This window comes from Pseudomonas sp. MOIL14HWK12:I1 (assembly GCF_000510705.1).
GTDB lineage: Bacteria > Pseudomonadota > Gammaproteobacteria > Pseudomonadales > Pseudomonadaceae > Chryseomonas > Chryseomonas oryzihabitans.
On the sequence record NZ_KI783309.1, the window covers coordinates 280,175 to 298,274 of the forward strand.

Here is an 18,100-nt window from a genome sequence, read left to right on the forward strand (position 1 = left end):
AGCTCTCTTGATTAGCTGGCGGTCGCCAGGCCGCTCTTGCGGGCCTGGCTGGCGGTCAGCAGGGTGGCGATAAGGGCCAGCAGGGCGAGCCCGCTGGCGGCGAGGGGTACCGCGGTAAGACCCAGGCCGTGGTCGATCACCAGGCCACCGACCCAGGCGCCGAGGGCATTGCCCACGTTGAAGGCGCCTATGTTGAGGGTCGAGACCAGATTCGGCGCGTCCTTGCCGAAGGTGACCACGTTGATCTGTAGGGCCGGCACGGCGGCGAAGGCGGCCGCGGCCCAGAGGAAGAGGGTGATCTCGGCGGGCAGGAAGGCATGGCCGGTCCAGCGCAGGGCGGCGGAGGTCAGGGCCAGGGCGACAAAGATGCCCACCAGGCTGGTGGCCAGGCGCCAGTCGGCCAGTCGACCGCCGATGAAGTTGCCCAGGGTCAGGCCCAGACCGATCAGCAGCAGGGTACCGGTGACGCCACGCGGCGAGACGCCGGTTACCTCCTGCAGCAGCGGCGCCACATAGGTGAAGAGGGCGAACATGGAGGCGGCGAAGAACACCGTCATCGACAGCGCCAGCCAGAAGCCCAAGCCGCGCAAGGCGAGCAATTCCCGGCGCAGGTCGGCGCGTGGCTGGTTGCGGTCGGCCGGCAGCACCCGCCAGAGACCGATCAGGGCGACCACGCCGATCGCCACCACCGCCCAGAAGGTCGAGCGCCAGCCGGCGGCCTGGCCGAGGGCGGTACCCAGGGGCACGCCCAGCACATTGGCCAGGGTCAGACCGGTGAACATCAGGGCCACCGCCGAGGCGCGGCGGTTCTCCGGGACCAGGCTCGCCGCCACGACCGCGCCGATACCGAAGAAGGCGCCATGGCAGAGGGCGGTGACCACCCGCGCCAGCATCAGCATGTTGTAGCCGCTGGCAATAGCGCAGAGCAGGTTGCCGACGATGAAGATACCCATCAGCGCGAGCAGGGCACGCTTGCGCGGCCAGTGGGCGGTGGCCAGTGCCATGAAGGGCGCGCCGACGGCCACGCCCAGGGCATAGCCAGTGACCAGCCAGCCGGCGCTGGGAATGGATACGCCGAGATCGGCGGCGACGTTGGGCAGCAGCCCCATGATGACGAATTCGGTGGTGCCGATGGCGAAAGCGCTCAGCGCCAGCACGATGAGAGAAGCGGGCATCAGGATTCCTTGCAGACTAGAGTTCGCGGGCGAGACGTTGCAGAAAGGCCTGGATGGCGGCCTCGTCGCGTTGGTAGAACACCCATTGGCCGATGCGCCGCGTGGTGACCAGGCCAGCCCGGGTCAACACCGCCAGGTGCGCCGAGACCGTGGACTGCGAGAGTCCGGCACGGGCTTCGATCTGTCCGGCACAGACGCCCGTACCCAGGTCGTGTTCCTGGTGCGGGAAATACTGCCGGGGATCGCGCAGCCAGCCGAGGATCTGGCGGCGCAGGGGATTGGCCAGGGCTTTGAGGATCTCGTCCATCACGGTCGCATCGTCATATTGGGTTGTAACGAACCTTAGATCGCGAAAAATCGATATGCAAGCTATCTATCTTCGATTCTGCCTATCGCGGACTTAGAGGCTCACTATCGCGATAAGTGTCCGCGAGCGCCGCTTCGTTCAGTTGCGATTCAGATCACGCGGCTAGAATTGCCGGGTGCGGCCCCATTCGCCGCAATGGATTTCCAAGGAGCAAAGACATGGCGCTGCCCACCCGTATCCTTCTCGCCAGCCTGGCCCTGGCCACCCTGGCCGGATGCGCATCCCCCAATCCCTACGAAAACCAGGGTCAGGCCAGCGGTGGTACCTCCAAGACCGCCAAGTACGGTGGCCTGGGTGCCCTGGCCGGTGCCGTTGCCGGTGCCGCCATCGATCACAACCACCGCGGCAAGGGTGCGCTGATCGGCGCCGCCGCCGTGGGTGCGGCCGCCGCCGGTTACGGCTATTACGCCGATCGCCAGGAAGCCGAGTTGCGCCGGCAGATGGAAAACACCGGCGTCGAGGTGCAGCGCCAGGGCGACGACATCAAGCTGATCATGCCCGGCAACATCACCTTCGCCACCGATTCCGCCGATATCGCCAACAGCTTCTACAAGCCGCTGAACGACCTGGCCAATTCCTTCAAGCAATTCGATCAGAACAGCATCGAGATCGTCGGCTACACCGACAGCACCGGCAGCCGTGCCCACAACGTCGAGCTGTCCCAGCGCCGGGCGCAGAACGTTGCCGGCTACCTGACCGCCCAGGGCGTACCCGCGGCGCGCCTGAGCACCCGGGGCGCCGGTCCCGATGCCCCCATCGCCAGCAACGCCACCGCCGATGGCCGCGCGCAGAATCGCCGCGTCGAAGTCAATCTGCGCCCCCTGCCCGGAGCCACCGGCACCCCCGCCCAGTAGCGACCGCTCGTCGCCGGCGACCGGCAGTTTCCGCGCCTTCGGGCAGCCTGGCGGAAACTGCTTTTTCATTTTGCGCTCTGATAGACGTCGCGAAGGGTCCCGCCTGCCAATCGGCAGGCGGCAGACCCCTGTCCGGCTGCTACCCTAGTAGGGTTGAGAGCGACGCGTCGCATAACGGTCACGACGGGAAGAGGTAGCCAGCCGCGCATGGCTGCTGCACGGCGGCAGAGGCCGCGGGGAGAAGAGGCTTGATGGAGTGCCCGTTGCCGCAGACAGAGCAAGGTCCGGTGTTGCTGGTGGTCGACGACCGCCTGGAGAACCTGCTCGCCATGCAGGCGGTACTGGAGGTCGGAAACTGGCGGGTGATCACGGCCGCTTCGGGTGAGCGTGCCCTGCAATACCTGCTGGACGAAACCGTGGATCTGGTGCTGCTCGACGTCCAGATGCCGATCATGGACGGCTTCGAGGTGGCGCGCATCATGCGCAGCAACCTGCGCACCCGCTTCACCCCGATCATCTTCGTCTCCGCCGAAGCCCACTCCTACGAATCGGTCCTGCGGGGCTATGCCACCGGCGCGGTCGACTATCTGCTCAAGCCGGTCGATCCCAATATCCTCAGGCACAAGGTGCGCTCGCTGCTCGATCACGAGCGTAATCGCCGCGAATTGCTGCAGGCCACCCAGCAGCTGGAACTGGCCAAGTCCTTCAGCGATTCGCTGCTCGACAATGCCGCCGAAGGCATCCTTACCGTCAACGAACAGGGTCGGGTGACCTTCGCCAACGCCGCCATCGCCCGCATGCTGAGATGCAGCGTCAGCGACCTGGTGCACGCCAATTTCCTCGACTTCCTCGAAGGCGGCAGCGGTCTCGACGACTGGCAGACCTCGCCCTTCATGGAGCACTACGACCGCCGCGAGACCTATCGCCTGCACGATGCCCGCCTGCGCACCAATCGTGGCGACAGCCTGCCGGTGGCGCTGTCCTGCGCGCCGCTGCCGCGCATGCAGCGGGCCATGGTCATCATCGCCCTGGACATGTCGCGCATGCGCGAGCTGCAGGACCAGCTGGAATCCCAGGCCGTCACCGATGCCCTGACCGGTCTGCTCAATCGCCGCGGCTTCAACCAGACGCTGGAAGCGGCGCTGGCGCGCAGCGGCCGCAACGGCAAGCGCATGGCGGTGCTCTACATCGATCTCGACGGCTTCAAGCGCATCAACGATTCCCTCGGTCACGAAGCCGGGGATCGGGTGCTGTGCATCGTCGCCGAGCAGCTCAAGAGCTGCATGCGGCCCTACGACATCCTGGCGCGCATGGGCGGTGACGAATTCACCGCGCTGCTCGATTCCCTGGAGCATCCGGAGGACGCTGCCCGCGTGGCCGAGAAGCTGCTGGAGCTGCTGGCCACGGTGCATCGCATCGACGGCATGGAAGTCAGCCTGGGCGCCAGCATCGGCATCGCCAGCTATCCCGACTGCGGCCATACCGTGGACGGCCTGCTGAGATCCGCCGACATCGCCATGTACGAGGCCAAGCGCGGCGGGCGCCAGCAGTACCGCTTCTTCTCGCCGGACATGAACGGCCGCGCCCGTTCCCGGTTGATGCTCGAAGAAAGCGTGCGCAACGCCATCGACAACAAGGACTTCGTGCTCGCCTACCAGCCGCAGGTCTATCTGCGCGACGGCCGTCTCCGCGGCTTCGAGGCGTTGCTGCGCTGGGAGCACACGGTGGCCGGCAAGGTCTCGCCGAGCGTCTTCATCCCGCTGTTGGAAGAAACCCGGCTGATCAATCGCATCGGCGACTGGATCTTCCGCGAAGGCGCGACCAAGCTGCAGTCCCTGCAGGAGATCTATGGCGACGAGCTGCTGCTGAGCATCAACCTCAGCCCGGTGCAGTTCGGCATGCCGCAGCTGGCGGAAAGCCTGCGCCAGATCATCGAGACCCACGGGCTGCGACCCGAGCAGCTGGAAATCGAGGTGACCGAGTCGGCGCTCATGCACGACATCGACTACACCCGCGCCCAGCTGTCGCAACTGCGCGCCCTCGGCGTGCGCATCGCGGTGGACGACTTCGGCACCGGCTATTCCTCGCTGGCCTATCTGCGCCACTTCGAACTCGACACCCTCAAGATCGATCAGCTGTTCATCGCCAACATGCTGGATTCCTCCCGCGACGCCGCCATCGTCAGCACCATCCTCGAACTGGGCCGCAACCTGGATCTGGAGGTCATCGCCGAAGGGGTGGAGACCCTGGAGCAGCGCGACTGGCTGATCGAGCACGGCTGCGAGATCATGCAGGGCTTCCTGGTCTCCCGGCCGCTGAGCGCCGAGGTGACCGGTCGCTTTCCCCAGCAGGTGGACTGGACCGCCCGACGCCCCGAGCCCACGCTCTAGGCGTGCTGACGGCCTGCTCCAGGGGCAGGCCCCTCCGTCCATCGGCGCAGGCCGTCGAGCAGGCGCCGCGCCAGAGCCGGCGGTGCTCCCCTGGCCAGCCAAACCACGCCTGCCACTGAACGAACCCCCGTCCGCGCCTTCTTATGCAATGGCCACAGGCACGGAGTAGGAAGCATGCGGGGCGCCGTCTTTCCATGGCGGGAAAATAACAGGTTCGAATTGCTGGTGGACGGCGGTCGGTTCTTTCCGGCCATGCTCGAATCCATCGCTGGCGCCAGTCGCCGGATCGATGTCGAACTCTATCTGGTGGAAGCCGGCAGTTGCTCCGAGCAGTTGCTCGTGGCCCTGACCGAAGCGGCCCGACGCGGCGTCGCGGTGCGTTGCCTGTTCGATGGCTTCGGCACCCTGCGCATGGACGCCGGCTTGCGCCGCCAGCTGGAAGAGGCGGGCGCCGAGCTACGCATCTTCAACCCCGTGCGCTTCGGTCACGGCTTGCACAACCTGCACCGCGACCATCGCAAGATCTTCATCATCGACGGCGAGGAGGCCTTCGTCGGTGGCAGCGGCGCGACCGATGACTTCTGGGATCCGGCCAAGAGCGACTGCAACTGGCACGAGGTGATGGTACGCATCCAGGGACCCCTGGTGGAGGACTGGCTGGCGCTGTTCGAACGGCAATGGGAAGCGGTGGGTCGCCGCCGCGCCTGGAAGCCACGCCCGCGGCGGGGTCGCGAGCGGCCACCGCCGCCACCCGCCGCCCAGGAAGGGCAGGGCCGGGTCGCCTATGCCGATGCCCGTCAGCACCGCGACATCCTGCAGGCGCTGATTCGCGCCTTGGTGGGCGGCCGCGAACGCATCTGGTTCGCCACCCCCTATTTCCTCCCGACTTGGCGCGTGCGCTGGGCCTTGCGACGGGCCGCGCGGCGTGGCGCCGACGTGCGGCTGCTGCTTACCGGTCGGCACACCGACAATCCACCGGTGCGTTTCGCCGGGCAGCGCTACTACCGCAGCCTGTTGCGCGCCGGTGTGCGCATCTACGAATACCAGCCGCGATTCATCCACGCCAAGATGGTGCTGGTGGACAACTGGGTCAGCGTCGGCTCCTGCAATTTCGATCACTGGAATCTGAGGTTCAACCTGGAGGCCAATGTCGAGGCGGTGGATCGCGGCCTGAGTCAGGCGGTGGCGGCCAGCTTCGTCAAGGATTTCGCTCAGAGTCGCGAGATCACCCTGGAATTCTGGCGCAGTCGGCCCTGGTGGCGGCGCGCACGCGAGTGGCTCTGGGGTTCGCTGGATCGCTTGGTGATCGGTGTACTGGGGCGCGGTTAGCAGCCCCGGGTGTCAGGTGCGGGTAACATAACCGATCCGGCGCTGTAGGCCGGACCCATCGTCCCGCGGACGAGGCCAGACGAGTAACGCCTTAGTGCAGACTTTAGATAAACACCGCTTCATCGGTCTGGAGTGGCTCAGGTTCCTGATGGGTTTCTATGTGGTCGTCTACCACACCATCCATTTCTATCCCGAGCGCAAGACCATCCCCCTGCTGGACGAGATCACCAGCATGGGCTTCTTCGCCACCAGTACCTTCTTCGTGCTCTCCGGCTTTCTGCTCGCCCACGTCTATTGCGGCCGCGGCAGCCTGCGCGAGCCGGCGCGCAGTTTCTGGGTCAAGCGTTTCGCCAACCTCTATCCGATCCACATCTTCGCCCTGCTGCTGGCGATGGCGGTGGTGACCTGGATCGGCAGTCTGGGCATTCCGCCGGGCGCCGCCACGGCGAGCATCCGCTTCGTGGTGTTCGACACCAACGAGCCCCTGGCCCGGACCAACCCCGAGCTGTTCCAGCACTTCATGACCAACGCGGAGCTGGCCTTCAATGCCGTGCTGCAGCTGTTCATGCTGCAGGCCTGGAATCCCTACTACCTGACCTTCAACGCACCGCTCTGGTCGATCTCGGCGCTGTTCTTCTTCTACCTGACCTTTCCCAAGCTGGCCCCCCGGCTGATGACCAGCGAGCGCCCCTGGCAGCTGTTGCTGCTGGTCTGGGTGCTCTATCTGATTCCGCCGCTGCTGGTGATCCTGCACCAGAACTACGGCATGCCCTTTACCGGCCTGCTGCAGCGCGTGCCGCTGTTCCGGCTACCGGAGTTTCTCGCCGGCATCCTGCTGTACGCCATCTTCCGCCGCCAGCACGCGCGGGGCTGGATACCCTCGGAGCGGCAGCGGCTGCTGCTGGCGAGCTACCTGATCCTGAGTTTCGCTCTGGGCACGGCGCTGTTCACCCATGGACCCAAGTTCTGGTACTTCCTGTTCCACAACGGGCTGTTCCTGCCGTCGCAGCTGATCCTGGTCTATCTGGCCGCGCTGGCGCAGGAGCCGGCCAGCGAACGCATCCGCCACTGGTCGCCACGACTCGGCGGTGCGTCGCTGTCGATGTTCGCCCTGCACGTGCCCCTGTCGGGGATCTACATGACCCTGGAACAGCTGATCGGCGGCAATCTAAAGGCCTGCCTCAGTGGCGATCGCGAGGTCTGCATCGCCGCCGCCGGGGCCTATACCAACTCCATCGAGTGGTACTGGCTGTTCCTGCTGGCGGTGGTGGTGCTCTGCGTGCTGTTCCAGGAGCGGCTGGTGGTGCCGACCCGCAAGCGCATCCTCGCGGTGCTGCTGCCGCGCCTGGCGCCGCCGCAGCAGCCGCCCCAGGCTAGCGGCGGAAGCCTGCGGCCATGACGAAGAAACGGGCGTTCAGGACCGCCAGCGGCTCGCGCAGCTGCTCCAGCTGATCGGCCGCACCGAATACCTCGAAGCGCTCCAGGGTGGCGATGGCCTGGGCCTGCTCCAGCAGATCGCCGACGTTGTCCAGGTGCGCCAGCAGCGCCTGGGCATCGCGATAGCCTTCGCGGCAACGCGCCGTGGTGCCGTCATAACAGAAGCCGTAGTAGAGGCAGCCGGGTTCGTTGCGGGTGCGCTCCAGCATGGCCTCGCCCAGGCGCTTGAAGGCTTCGAGCTGATCGGGCTGGACGGCGAAGACGGGGGCCACGCTGCAGACGGAATCGCTGGGAAGAGTGGGCATGGGGGCTCCGGGGTCGGGGATGGTCTGCATGCGACCTCGGCCGATCGGCAGTGCTCCCGCCGGCTGACGGACGTCAGGCGCCGACCTGGGCGATCCAGTCGTTCAGGTTGTAGTAGTTGGTCACCCGCGCCACCTTGCCGTCGCGGATCTCGAAGAAGGCGCCCACCGGCAGCTCGTAGGTCTGACCCCTGGCCTCGGGCAGACCCTCATCGGTGACCAGGTATTCACCGTGGATGATGAATTCGGCGGCCGCCCGCCGGCCACTGGGCTCGGCCATCACCACTAGGTCGGTCAGCCGCTCGCGATAGCAGCGATTCATGTGGGCCATGAAGGCGGCAAAGGCGGCCTTGCCTACCTGGCGCTCCCCCTGATTGATGTCATGGACCACATCCTCGGTGAGCAGCTCCAGGAAGATATCCATGTCACCGGCGTTGAAGGCGGCGTAATAGGCATCGATGAGGTCGGTCGTGGTCATGGCAACTCCTGTCGTTGGCGAAAAGATGCGATTGCCGGCGCATGGTAGGGTGCCTGGACGATCCCGACATAGCCATTCACGTCTCCTGCTTAACCAGAAGAGTCCATGGACATCCAACTCATCCACGGCGCTGCCATCACCCCGCTGATTCCCGAGCTGGCGAAGCTGCGCATCGCTGTCTTTCGCGAATACCCCTATCTCTACGACGGTACGCTGGATTACGAGGTGCGCTATCTGCAGACCTATGCCGCCGCTCCGGACAGCCTCTGCGTGCTGGTCCGCGACGGCGGACGGGTGGTGGGGGCGGCTACCGCCCTGCCACTGGCGGACGAAACCGTGGAATTCCAGCAGCCCTTCCGCGCGGGCGGTTGGCCGGTGGAGCGAATCTACTATTTTGGTGAATCCCTGTTGCTGCCGACCTACCGGGGGCGGGGGCTCGGACGGCGCTTCTTCACCGAGCGGGAGGCGCGGGCACGACAGCTGGGGTGTTTCACCTGGTGCGCCTTCTGCGCCGTACAACGCCCGGACGACCATCCGCGCCGTCCGCCGGGCTATCGACCCTTGCACGGCCTCTGGCACAGCCAGGGCTTCGCCGAGCATCCGGAATTTACCACCCACTACCTGTGGCAGGATCTCGACGAGGTCGCCGAGTCGCCCAAACCCATGACCTTCTGGCTCAAGGAATTGCCATGATCCGCCTGGCCGCTTGCCAATACGCCATCGAATTGCTGGAGACCTGGGACGCCTATGCCGCGCACCTGACCGAACTCTGCGAGGAGGCCGCCGCCGAGGGTAGCCAGCTCCTGTTGCTGCCCGAATACGCCGGGCTGGTGCTCAGCGGCCAACTGCCGCCCGCCGAGCGCAGCGATTTGCACGGCTCCATCGCCGGTATCCAGCCATTGCTGCCCGCCTGGCGCGACCTCTGCGAGGGCCTGGCGCGCCGGCTGCAGCTCTATCTGCAACCCGGTTCGCTTCCCGTGCTCGATGACGGTGGTCGGTACCGCAACCGGGCCTGGCTGTTCGGTCCCGAAGGCTGCCTGGGCCATCAGGACAAGCTGATGATGACCCGCTTCGAGCGGGAGGAATGGAATATCGTGGGCGGCCGCGAAGGCTTGCGCGTCTTCGATACGGCCTTGGGCCGCCTCGGCATCCTGATCTGCTACGACAGTGAATTCCCGCTCCTGGCCCGGCACCTGGCCGAGGCGGGAGTGGATCTGATCCTGGTGCCGAGCTGTACCGATACCGTCGCCGGCTTCCACCGGGTACGGGTGGGGGTCCAGGCGCGAGCGTTGGAAAACCAGCTCGCGGTGCTGCAGGCGCCGACAGTGGGGTTGGCGCCCTGGTCGCCCGCACTGGACGAGAACGTCGGCCGGGCCGGGCTCTTCGTCCCGCCGGATCGGGGCATGCCGGCCGACGGGGTGATCGCCCAGAGCGACGCCCTCTGTCCTGAATTCAGCCACTGGCTCCATGCCGAGGTCGATCTGGACGAGGTACGGCGGGTGCGGACCCATGGTCAGGTATTCATCCGCCGTGACTGGCCGGCGCAGTGGCAGGTACTAGAGTCCGGTCACTGAATGAAAAAAGCCCAGCACTGAGGCTGGGCTTTTCTGTCGCGACGGGCGCTTAGATCTCGACGGCCAGGCTGTCGGCGATCTTCTTCTGCCACACCTGCGGACCGGTGATGTGCACCGACTCGCCACGGGTGTCCACGGCCACGGTCACCGGCATGTCCTTCACCTCGAACTCATAGATGGCTTCCATCCCCAGTTCCGGGAAGGCCAGGACCTGAGCGCCCTTGATGGCCTGGGCCACCAGGTAGGCGGCGCCGCCGACGGCCATCAGGTAGACGGCCTTGTGGTCCTTGATCGCCTCGATGGCGATGGGGCCGCGCTCGGACTTGCCGATCATGCCCAGCAGACCGGTCTGGTCGAGGATCTGGCGGGTGAACTTGTCCATGCGGGTCGCCGTGGTGGGACCGGCCGGGCCGACCACCTCGTCGCCCACCGGATCGACCGGGCCGACGTAGTAGATGAAGCGGCCCTTGAGGTCCACCGGCAGCGGCTCGCCCTTGTTGAGCATGTCGACCATGCGCTTGTGGGCGGCATCGCGACCGGTCAGCATCTTGCCGTTGAGCAGCACGGTCTCGCCCGGCTGCCAGCTCTGCACCTCTTCCGGGGTCAGGGTGTCCAGGTTGACCCGACGGGCACTCGGACCGGCTTCCCAGACGATTTCCGGATAGGCGTCCAGCGGCGGGGCTTCCAGGCTGGCGGGGCCGGAGCCGTCGAGCACGAAGTGGGCGTGACGGGTGGCGGCGCAGTTGGGGATCATGCACACCGGCAGGGAGGCGGCGTGGGTCGGGTAGTCCTTGATCTTGACGTCCAGTACCGTGGTCAGGCCGCCCAGGCCCTGGGCACCGATGCCCAGTTGGTTGACCTTGTCGAAGATCTCCAGGCGCAGCTCTTCCAGGCGATTCTGCGGACCGCGGGCCTTCAGCTCATGGATGTCGATCTCGTCCATCAGCGATTCCTTGGCCAGCACCGCGGCCTTCTCGGCGGTCCCGCCGATGCCGATGCCCAGCATGCCCGGCGGGCACCAGCCGGCGCCCATGGTCGGCACGGTCTTGAGCACCCAGTCGACGATGGAGTCGGACGGGTTGAGCATGGCCATCTTCGACTTGTTCTCGGAGCCGCCGCCCTTGGCCGCGACGTCGATCTCCACGGTGTTGCCGGGAACGATCTGGTAGTGGATCACCGCCGGGGTGTTGTCCTTGGTGTTCTTGCGGGCACCGGCCGGGTCGGCCAGGATCGAGGCGCGCAGGACGTTTTCCGGCAGGTTGTAGGCGCGACGCACGCCTTCGTTGATCATCTCGTCCAGGCTCAGGGTGGCGCCGTCCCAGCGCACGTCCATGCCGACCTTGGCGAAGACGGTGACGATGCCGGTGTCCTGGCAGATCGGCCGGTGGCCGGTGGCGCACATCCGCGAGTTGATCAGGATCTGGGCGATGGAATCGCGCGCGGCGGCGGATTCTTCGCGCAGATAGGCCTCGTGCATGGCCTGGATGAAATCGACGGGGTGGTAATAGGAGATGAACTGCAGGGCGTCGGCAACGCTCTGGATCAGGTCATCCTGCTTGATCACGGTCATGTACGCGCTCCTCTTGGCGGTTTCTTGCGTCTCGGCCACAGCGGTGGCGAGACGGGCGCGCAATTCGGGTCGCACGGACCGGGCCGCGAAGGAGCCCGATCGGAGGGGTGGCCTGACACACTGAGAGAGGCCCACCCGGCCAGGGCGGCCGACCCGAGAGCGGCGCGGCAGTATAGCCTTTAAGCGCCCGGACGGCACGCCACCTGGGTCGACGGTGGGCGATCAGCGCCTAGCGGCGATCCAGCGCCGCCGGATTGACCAGGTCGGTCGGACGCTCACCGGTGAGGGCTGCGATCAGGTTGTTCACTGCGCGTTCGGCCATGGCGTAGCGGGTCTCATGGGTGGCCGAGCCAATGTGCGGCAAGGTGACCACGTTGGGCAGTTCGAACAGCGGCGAGGCTTCCAGCGGCTCGCGGGTATAGACGTCCAGGCCGGCGCCGCGGATCTGGCCCTGACGCAGCGCCTCGATCAGCGCCGGCTCGTCGATGACCGGGCCGCGCGCCAGGTTGATCAGGATGGCGCTGGACTTCATCAGCCCCAGTTCACGGGCGCCGATGAGGCCTTCGGTGGCGGTCGACAGGGGCACCACCAGGCAGACGAAGTCGGCTTCCTTGAGCAACTCGTCCAGCTCGCGGCGCTGGGCCCCCATCTGCTCTTCCAGCTCGGGCTTGGCGCTGTTGGCGGTATAGAGGATCGGCATGTCGAAGCCGAAGTGGCCACGCTTGGCGATGGCCGCGCCGATGCGACCGGCGCCGACGATGCCCAGCGTACGGCCATGGATGTCGGTGCCGAAGTGTTCTTCGCCGATACCCTTGCGCCAGTGTCCGGCCTTGACGAAGGCGTCCAGCTCCGGCACCCGCCGGGCGGCGCTGACCAGCAGGGTGAAGCCGAGGTCGGCGGTGGTATCGGTGAGCACGTCCGGGGTATTGGTGAGCAGGATGCCGCGTTCGGTGAGGTAGTCCACGTCATAGCTGTCGTAGCCGACCGAGACGCTGGCGATGGCTTCCAGGGTCGTGGCCATTTCCAGCTCCTTCTCGCCCAGCTTGCGACTGGCGCCGATCAGGCCCTGGGCCTTGGCTGCGGAAGCGGCGAACAGGTCGATGTTGGCACTGGCGGGAATCACCTCGACGGAGAAATGTTCGCGCAAACGTTCCACCAGCGTTTCGGGCAGGCGGTTGAAGACCACTACGTGCTTCTTGCTCATCGATACCTCGGCGTGTGGGAAAAGGGGTCAGGCGAGACCGGCGGCCGCGAAACGCGGCAGCGCGGGATGCTGCTCCAGCAAGGCGGTGAGACCTTCGCGGGTTGGCTCCTGGTTGAAGTCCAGACCGAGGGTCTCGCGGTGGATGCCGGTGGCCGCCAGCCAGAGGCAGTCGATGCCCGCCGCCACCGCGCCGGGTACATCGGTCACCAGCGAGTCGCCCACGAACAGCAGACGCTTGGCGCCACGCTCGGCCAGGGCGCCTGCCGCGCAATGGAAGGCATAGGGATCGGGCTTGCCATACCAGGTGACCGCGCCACCTAAAGCAGCGAAGCGATCGGCCAGCTTGCCGGCTGCATAGAAGGGTAGACCCCCGGATACCACGTTGCGATCCGGATTGGCGCAGAGAAAAGGCTTGTCCAGCGCCGTGGCCAGGGGCGCGAAGCGCGCCTCCAGTTCGTCTTCCGGAAAGCTGCCGACGCCCAGGATGATGGCTGCCTGCTCGATGTCCTCGACGAAGCGCGCGCGGATTTCCGCGGGCCAGCCCGCCTGACCGGTGCCAGGACCGGAGAGATAGATCCCGCCTTCGCTGAAGGTCGGGTCCTGCTGAAAGGCATCGATGGCCAACTGACCCGAGGTGGTGATGCCGGCGAAGAGCTCGCTCGGCACGCCCAGCTTGCCCAGTTCTTCGACCATGCCGTCCGCATCGCGTGAGGCATTGCTGAGGAACCACACCGGCTTGCCTTCGGCGGCGCGGCGCTCCAGCCAGGCGCGAGCGCCGGGAAAGGTTTCGTAGCCGTCGATCAGCACGCCCCAGAGGTCGAGGATGAAGCCGTCGTAGGCGGCCAGGGCCTCGTCCAGTTGATCGAGGCGGAGCAGGGTGGGAGCGGTCATGCGGCGGATCCGATGGCGAAAGGGGAAACGACAAGCCTAACCGGTTTTGCCGAGCGGCTGCCGAAAACGCAGACACCGGCCGGAGCCGGTGTCTGTTCATTGCCGTACAGCGAGGCTTAGCGGGTCGACGCCTTGCCTGCCTTGGCGACTTCCAGGGCCTGGGTGTCGACGCGGCCATAGATGTCTTCGAAGCGGACGATGTCGTCCTCGCCCAGATAGCCACCGGACTGCACTTCGATCAGCTCCAGCGGTACCTTGCCGGGGTTGGCCAGGCGGTGCACGGAGGTCATCGGCAGGTAGGTGGACTGGTTTTCGGTCAGCAGGAAAACCTTGTCGTCACAGGTGACCTCGGCGGTACCCGAGACCACGATCCAGTGCTCGGCACGGTGGTGGTGCATCTGCAGCGACAGCTGGGCGCCCGGCTTGACGGTGATGCGCTTGACCTGGAAACGCTGGCCCATGTCGATGGAGTCGTAGGAACCCCAGGGACGGAAGACTTCCTGGTGGGCCTTGACCTCGTTGCGGTTCTGCTTCTCGAGGGTGTTGACCAGCTTCTTGACGTCCTGGACCTTGTCCTTGTGGGCGATCATGACGGCGTCCTTGGTTTCCACCACGACCACGTCGTCCAGACCGACCAGGGTCACCAGCTTGCCGTTGCCGTGCACCAGGCAGTTGCGGCTGTCATGCAGGACGACGTCGCCCTTGATGACGTTGCCGTTGTTGTCCTTGGCATGCACGTCCCACAGCGCGGACCAGGAACCGACGTCGTTCCAGCCGGCGCTCATGGGCACCACGCAGGCGCGGGTGGTCTTTTCCATCACCGCGTAGTCGATGGAGTTGTCCGGGCAGACGGCGAAGGTGGCGGCATCGATGCTGATGTTGATGCCGTCGATGCTGCTGCGCTCCAGCGCCAGCAGGCAGGTGTCATAGATGTCGGTGTCGTGCTTCTTCAGCTCTTCCAGGAAACGGCTGGCGCGGAACAGGAAGATGCCGCTGTTCCAGCAGTAGTCGCCGGAAGCCACGTATTCGGTGGCGGTGACGGCATCGGGCTTCTCGACGAAGCGCTCGACGCGGGACACGCCCTGGGGCAGACCGTCGTTGGAGCCGGTCTTGATGTAGCCGTAGCCGGTTTCGGGCGCGGTGGCCGGGATACCGAACAGCACCATCTCGCCACGCTCGGCGGCGGCGGCGGCCTGTTGCAGGGCGGCCTTGAATTCGGCTTCGTCCTCGATCACGTGATCGGCGGGCAGCACCAGCATCAGGTCGTCCTTGCCGTCAGCGACCAGTTGCATGGCGGCGATGGCCACGGCCGGCGCGGTGTTGCGACCGAAGGGCTCCATGATCAGCGCCTGCGGCTTGCACTCGACGGCCTTGAGCTGCTCTTCCACCAGGTAACGGTGTTCGGCGTTGCAGACGATGATGGGGCAATCGATGCTGCCCTCGCAGCCCAGGCGATTGATGGTCTCCTGGAACATGGTCTGTTCGCTGGTCAGTGCCAGGAACTGCTTGGGGTAGAGCTTGCGCGAGAGGGGCCAGAGTCGCGAGCCGCTACCACCGGACAGGATGACGGGAATCATGGGCGTTACTCCTTCAGCGTCTGCTGATTTGTGGCCGCTGTCCCTGAGGTCGGGACGAAGCGTCCATGCTTCGAAAGATCAACCGGCCGACAGGTCGACCGGTACAAATTGAACGTGCGGACTGATTGCCTTTGGCCAGCATGACCCAGGGCAAGGACCAGACAAAGACAGAATCAAACGAAAGTGGTTCTCAGCGAATTTTCCTTTTTCCGGAAAGGCAGCGGTTTTGAGATGTCCGGCAACTTTTCGCGCCTGAAACGTCTCCGCTACGGGGCTGAAACCTTTTTTATTGGAGGGAGATGACAGTCTTTCACGGACTCATCCTGCTCATTGTGACTGCTTAACCAGTTTGAAGGCAAAGCAGACATCCTTCGTTGCCATCCGTCGATTATCTGGCTATTCAAGAGGTTTATCTCGCAAGAATACCAGCTTGTCTGGGCCGGATCGCTCGCTCGAATAGCGATAACCCTGGTCGTCGAAGTCGCGCAGGTCGTCCACCGCAGTGACGCGCTGCTTGATCACGTGCCGCGCCATGAGGCCGCGGGCCTTCTTGGCATAGAAGCTGATGATCTTGTAGTCGCCATTCTTGAGATCACGAAACTCCACGTCCACGACCCGGGCCTGCAGGCGCGCGCGGCGTACCGCACTGAAATACTCGTTCGAGGCCAGATTCAGCAGGACATCGTCACCCTGAGCCGCAAGATCCGCCTTGAGCCAGTCGCTGATACGCTCGCCCCAGAAGGCGTAGAGGTCCTTGCCGCGTGCGTTGGCGAACTTGGTGCCCATCTCCAGGCGATAGGGTTGCATCAGGTCCAGCGGCCGCAACAGGCCATAGAGTCCGGAAAGCATGCGCAGGTGGCGCTGGGCGAAGTCGAAATCCTCTTCCTGGAAGTCTTCGGCGGCCAGGCCGGTGTAGACGTCGCCCTTGAAGGCCAGTAGCGCCTGCTTGGCATTCTCCGGTGTGAAGTCCGGGGTCCAGCTGCCGAAGCGGGCGACATTCAGGGTAGCGATCTTGTCGGACACCCCCATGAGCGCGGCGACCTCCGCCGGCGCGAGCTGCCGGAGTCCGTCGATCAGCTCACGGGAGTGCTCCAGGTATTGCGGCAGGGTATGGCGGGACGTGCTCGGCGGCGTGCTGTAGTCCAGCGTCTTGGCGGGTGAAATCACCATCAGCATCGGCTTGGCTCCTCTTGGCGAGGCGTCATTCTAGAAGCCTCCGCCGCTGGGCTCCAGTGGACCTTGCCGATGGGATCGATAGGTATTGACCACGCTCCCGGGGCGAGGTTGCCAGGCCAGGCAGCAGGAAATACCGGTCCGCGAAAAAAACCGCTTACCGCCAAAAAAAGCCTTTGTGCCTCAGACCTTTTGCGATATTACCGAAGTGTCCGTCGCATCTCTCGGGTCCCGTGCCCTCATGTTGGCCGGTCCGTGAACCCGTTGCTGGAGCGACGGCACCTTTCGCAGCGGAGCGTCGTCTGGCGCTCCGTCGACAGGCTTGCGAGTCAAGCGTTTCTACGAGGTGACCGAGTATGGATGATCACGGACGTTCCCGCCCCACCCAGCCCACCCTCTATGTGCTCGACACCAACGTACTGATCCACGACCCCAACGCGCTGCTCAATTTCGAGGAGCACCACGTCGCCATTCCCATGACGGTCCTGGAGGAACTCGACAAGCTCAAGACCGGCAAGCACAACGTTGCCGCCGAATGCCGGCAGGCGATCCGCCTGATCGACAGCGTCCTCGCCGAATCCTCGCCCGAGGACGTCGAGCGGGGCGTACCCATCCCCCGCGGCAAGGGCGAGGCCAAGGGGCGGCTGTCCATCCTCATGGGGCGTCGCGCCGGGCCCATGGCCTGTCTGCCCGACGACATCAACGACAACCGCATCATCAACCAGCTCGTCGAATTGCGTACCCAGCATCCCCAGGAGCGGGTGGTGCTGGTGACCAAGGACATCAACATGCGCCTCAAGGCGCGGGGCTGCGGCATCGCCGCCGAGGACTACCAGACCGACCAGTTGCTCGACGACGTCTCCCTGCTGTCCCAGGGTTATCACAATCTGCCGGGGTCCTTCTGGGACAACGTGAGCAAGGTGGAAAGCCGGCAGGAGTTGGGCCGGGTCTGGCACCGGGTGCAGCTGGCGGCCGAGATGCCGCCCTTCAACGTCAACGACTTCGTGCTCGACGAGCAGGGCTTCGTCGGGTGGGTCAAGGCGGTGCGCAATGGCGAGGTCATCCTGCTCGACATGCACCAGGAACCGCTGATGCACCAGGAAGCCTGGGGCCTCAAGCCACGCGACATCTATCAGGCGCTGGCGCTGTTCGCCCTGCTGGAGCCGGATATTCACCTGGTCAACCTGACCGGCGCGGCGGGTTCCGGCAAGACCATCCTGGCGCTGGCCGCGGCCATCGAACAGACCATGGTCACCAAGAGATACCGGCGGATCATCGCCACCCGCAGCGTCCAGGGCCTGGACGAGGACATCGGCTTCCTGCCCGGCACCGAGGCCGAGAAGATGGAGCCCTGGCTGGGCGCCATCACCGACAACCTCGAAGCCCTGCACATGGATGACCACAACCCCCACGGCAGCGTGGACTACATCCTCAGCAAGGTACCGCTGCAGTTCAAGTCGCTGAACTACATCCGCGGCCGCAGTTTCCAGCAGAGTCTGATCCTCATCGACGAATGCCAGAACCTCACCCCGCACCAGATGAAGACCATCATCACCCGTGCCGGCAGCGGCTCCAAGGTGATCTGCCTGGGTAACCTGGCGCAGATCGACACGCCCTACCTCTCGGCCACCAGCTCGGGCCTCACCTATCTTTCCGAGCGCTTCAAGGGCTTCAACCACGGGGTGCACATCACCCTGCAGGGCGTGCCCCGTTCCGTCCTCGCCGAATACGCCGAGGCCCACCTGTAACTCCCCCGATCCCCGTCCGGCCACGGGCGGG

General features: G+C 65.4%; 16 protein-coding genes. 7 read left to right on the forward strand and 9 right to left on the reverse strand.

What is annotated here, in order from left to right; translation table 11 throughout:
• Positions 1–11: 11 nt before the first annotated feature.
• Together PSEK12I1_RS0122385 and PSEK12I1_RS0122390 are read right to left on the reverse strand one after the other, a co-directional pair.
• Positions 12–1,175, reverse strand: a complete 1,164-nt coding sequence (locus PSEK12I1_RS0122385; protein WP_027602981.1) for an MFS transporter — start codon at positions 1,173–1,175, stop codon at positions 12–14.
• A gap of 16 nt (positions 1,176–1,191) precedes the next feature.
• Positions 1,192–1,482: a helix-turn-helix transcriptional regulator gene (locus PSEK12I1_RS0122390; RefSeq protein ID WP_007161865.1), complete on the reverse strand. Its 291-nt coding sequence runs from the start codon at positions 1,480–1,482 to the stop codon at positions 1,192–1,194.
• Positions 1,483–1,700: 218 nt separating this feature from the next.
• On the opposite strand from PSEK12I1_RS0122390, the gene PSEK12I1_RS0122395 reads away from it, so the two are divergent.
• From PSEK12I1_RS0122395 to PSEK12I1_RS0122410, 4 genes are all read left to right on the forward strand, one after another.
• Positions 1,701–2,396, forward strand: coding sequence for an OmpA family protein (locus PSEK12I1_RS0122395; RefSeq protein ID WP_007161866.1), 696 nt, complete (start codon positions 1,701–1,703; stop codon positions 2,394–2,396).
• A gap of 251 nt (positions 2,397–2,647) precedes the next feature.
• On the forward strand, positions 2,648–4,786 hold the full coding sequence (locus PSEK12I1_RS0122400; RefSeq protein ID WP_169853363.1) for a bifunctional diguanylate cyclase/phosphodiesterase: 2,139 nt from the start codon (positions 2,648–2,650) through the stop codon (positions 4,784–4,786).
• Positions 4,787–4,960: 174 nt separating this feature from the next.
• Positions 4,961–6,115: a phosphatidylserine/phosphatidylglycerophosphate/cardiolipin synthase family protein gene (locus tag PSEK12I1_RS0122405; RefSeq protein ID WP_027598478.1), complete on the forward strand. Its 1,155-nt coding sequence runs from the start codon at positions 4,961–4,963 to the stop codon at positions 6,113–6,115.
• Positions 6,116–6,263: 148 nt separating this feature from the next.
• Positions 6,264–7,514 carry an acyltransferase gene (locus PSEK12I1_RS0122410; RefSeq protein ID WP_037007311.1) on the forward strand — a complete coding sequence of 417 codons (1,251 nt, stop codon included), beginning with the start codon at positions 6,264–6,266 and terminating at the stop codon, positions 7,512–7,514.
• On the opposite strand, the gene PSEK12I1_RS0122415 is transcribed toward PSEK12I1_RS0122410, so the two are convergent.
• Together PSEK12I1_RS0122415 and PSEK12I1_RS0122420 are read right to left on the reverse strand one after the other, a co-directional pair.
• Positions 7,489–7,857, reverse strand: coding sequence for a putative quinol monooxygenase (locus PSEK12I1_RS0122415; protein ID WP_027602983.1), 369 nt, complete (start codon positions 7,855–7,857; stop codon positions 7,489–7,491). The two genes, PSEK12I1_RS0122410 and PSEK12I1_RS0122415, sit on opposite strands and share 26 nt — an antisense overlap.
• A 73-nt stretch (positions 7,858–7,930) precedes the next feature.
• Positions 7,931–8,332 carry a ketosteroid isomerase-related protein gene (locus PSEK12I1_RS0122420; RefSeq protein ID WP_027602984.1) on the reverse strand — a complete coding sequence of 134 codons (402 nt, stop codon included), beginning with the start codon at positions 8,330–8,332 and terminating at the stop codon, positions 7,931–7,933.
• A gap of 105 nt (positions 8,333–8,437) precedes the next feature.
• Between PSEK12I1_RS0122420 and PSEK12I1_RS0122425 the strand changes: the two genes are divergently transcribed.
• Both PSEK12I1_RS0122425 and PSEK12I1_RS0122430 read left to right on the forward strand, forming a co-directional pair.
• Positions 8,438–9,025: a GNAT family N-acetyltransferase gene (locus PSEK12I1_RS0122425; RefSeq protein WP_027602985.1), complete on the forward strand. Its 588-nt coding sequence runs from the start codon at positions 8,438–8,440 to the stop codon at positions 9,023–9,025.
• Positions 9,022–9,906 carry a carbon-nitrogen hydrolase family protein gene (locus tag PSEK12I1_RS0122430; protein WP_027602986.1) on the forward strand — a complete coding sequence of 295 codons (885 nt, stop codon included), beginning with the start codon at positions 9,022–9,024 and terminating at the stop codon, positions 9,904–9,906. Before PSEK12I1_RS0122425 ends, PSEK12I1_RS0122430 begins: the two co-directional genes overlap by 4 nt.
• A 49-nt stretch (positions 9,907–9,955) precedes the next feature.
• On the opposite strand, the gene PSEK12I1_RS0122435 is transcribed toward PSEK12I1_RS0122430, so the two are convergent.
• The 5 genes from PSEK12I1_RS0122435 to yaaA all read right to left on the reverse strand — a co-directional run bounded on the left by PSEK12I1_RS0122435 (position 9,956) and on the right by yaaA (position 16,324).
• A complete protein-coding gene (locus PSEK12I1_RS0122435) occupies positions 9,956–11,476 on the reverse strand; it encodes a fumarate hydratase (RefSeq protein ID WP_027602987.1) in 1,521 nt (506 codons plus the stop codon).
• Between the two features lie 229 nt (positions 11,477–11,705).
• Complete coding sequence (locus PSEK12I1_RS0122440) at positions 11,706–12,680, reverse strand: D-glycerate dehydrogenase (RefSeq protein WP_027602988.1); 975 nt, start codon at positions 12,678–12,680, stop codon at positions 11,706–11,708.
• A 27-nt stretch (positions 12,681–12,707) separates the two neighbouring features.
• Positions 12,708–13,571, reverse strand: a complete 864-nt coding sequence (locus PSEK12I1_RS0122445) for a TIGR01459 family HAD-type hydrolase (protein WP_037007312.1) — start codon at positions 13,569–13,571, stop codon at positions 12,708–12,710.
• Between the two features lie 116 nt (positions 13,572–13,687).
• Positions 13,688–15,148, reverse strand: a complete 1,461-nt coding sequence (locus PSEK12I1_RS0122450; RefSeq protein ID WP_027598484.1) for a mannose-1-phosphate guanylyltransferase/mannose-6-phosphate isomerase — start codon at positions 15,146–15,148, stop codon at positions 13,688–13,690.
• Positions 15,149–15,544: 396 nt separating this feature from the next.
• Positions 15,545–16,324, reverse strand: a complete 780-nt coding sequence (yaaA, locus tag PSEK12I1_RS0122455; protein ID WP_027602990.1) for a peroxide stress protein YaaA — start codon at positions 16,322–16,324, stop codon at positions 15,545–15,547.
• A 353-nt stretch (positions 16,325–16,677) separates the two neighbouring features.
• Here yaaA and PSEK12I1_RS0122460 point away from each other — a divergent pair, with 353 nt between their 5' ends.
• Positions 16,678–18,069 (forward strand): PhoH family protein, encoded by a 1,392-nt coding sequence (locus PSEK12I1_RS0122460; RefSeq protein WP_027602991.1) that lies wholly within the window; start codon positions 16,678–16,680, stop codon positions 18,067–18,069.
• The last annotated feature ends 31 nt before the right edge of the window (positions 18,070–18,100 follow it).

What these genes read in the sequence shown, in the direction of transcription:
- PSEK12I1_RS0122450 (WP_027598484.1), bottom strand. Translation starts at nt 15,148, where the DNA reads ATGATTCCCGTCATCCTGTCCGGTGGTAGCGGCTCGCGACTCTGGCCC.
- PSEK12I1_RS0122420 (WP_027602984.1), bottom strand. Translation starts at nt 8,332, where the DNA reads ATGACCACGACCGACCTCATCGATGCCTATTACGCCGCCTTCAACGCC.
- PSEK12I1_RS0122390 (WP_007161865.1), bottom strand. Translation starts at nt 1,482, where the DNA reads ATGGACGAGATCCTCAAAGCCCTGGCCAATCCCCTGCGCCGCCAGATC.
- PSEK12I1_RS0122425 (WP_027602985.1), top strand. Translation starts at nt 8,438, where the DNA reads ATGGACATCCAACTCATCCACGGCGCTGCCATCACCCCGCTGATTCCC.
- PSEK12I1_RS0122410 (WP_037007311.1), top strand. Translation starts at nt 6,264, where the DNA reads ATGGGTTTCTATGTGGTCGTCTACCACACCATCCATTTCTATCCCGAG.
- PSEK12I1_RS0122430 (WP_027602986.1), top strand. Translation starts at nt 9,022, where the DNA reads ATGATCCGCCTGGCCGCTTGCCAATACGCCATCGAATTGCTGGAGACC.
- PSEK12I1_RS0122445 (WP_037007312.1), bottom strand. Translation starts at nt 13,571, where the DNA reads ATGACCGCTCCCACCCTGCTCCGCCTCGATCAACTGGACGAGGCCCTG.
- PSEK12I1_RS0122415 (WP_027602983.1), bottom strand. Translation starts at nt 7,857, where the DNA reads ATGCCCACTCTTCCCAGCGATTCCGTCTGCAGCGTGGCCCCCGTCTTC.
- PSEK12I1_RS0122435 (WP_027602987.1), bottom strand. Translation starts at nt 11,476, where the DNA reads ATGACCGTGATCAAGCAGGATGACCTGATCCAGAGCGTTGCCGACGCC.
- PSEK12I1_RS0122395 (WP_007161866.1), top strand. Translation starts at nt 1,701, where the DNA reads ATGGCGCTGCCCACCCGTATCCTTCTCGCCAGCCTGGCCCTGGCCACC.
- PSEK12I1_RS0122460 (WP_027602991.1), top strand. Translation starts at nt 16,678, where the DNA reads ATGGATGATCACGGACGTTCCCGCCCCACCCAGCCCACCCTCTATGTG.
- yaaA (WP_027602990.1), bottom strand. Translation starts at nt 16,324, where the DNA reads ATGCTGATGGTGATTTCACCCGCCAAGACGCTGGACTACAGCACGCCG.
- PSEK12I1_RS0122440 (WP_027602988.1), bottom strand. Translation starts at nt 12,680, where the DNA reads ATGAGCAAGAAGCACGTAGTGGTCTTCAACCGCCTGCCCGAAACGCTG.
- PSEK12I1_RS0122405 (WP_027598478.1), top strand. Translation starts at nt 4,961, where the DNA reads ATGCGGGGCGCCGTCTTTCCATGGCGGGAAAATAACAGGTTCGAATTG.
- PSEK12I1_RS0122385 (WP_027602981.1), bottom strand. Translation starts at nt 1,175, where the DNA reads ATGCCCGCTTCTCTCATCGTGCTGGCGCTGAGCGCTTTCGCCATCGGC.
- PSEK12I1_RS0122400 (WP_169853363.1), top strand. Translation starts at nt 2,648, where the DNA reads ATGGAGTGCCCGTTGCCGCAGACAGAGCAAGGTCCGGTGTTGCTGGTG.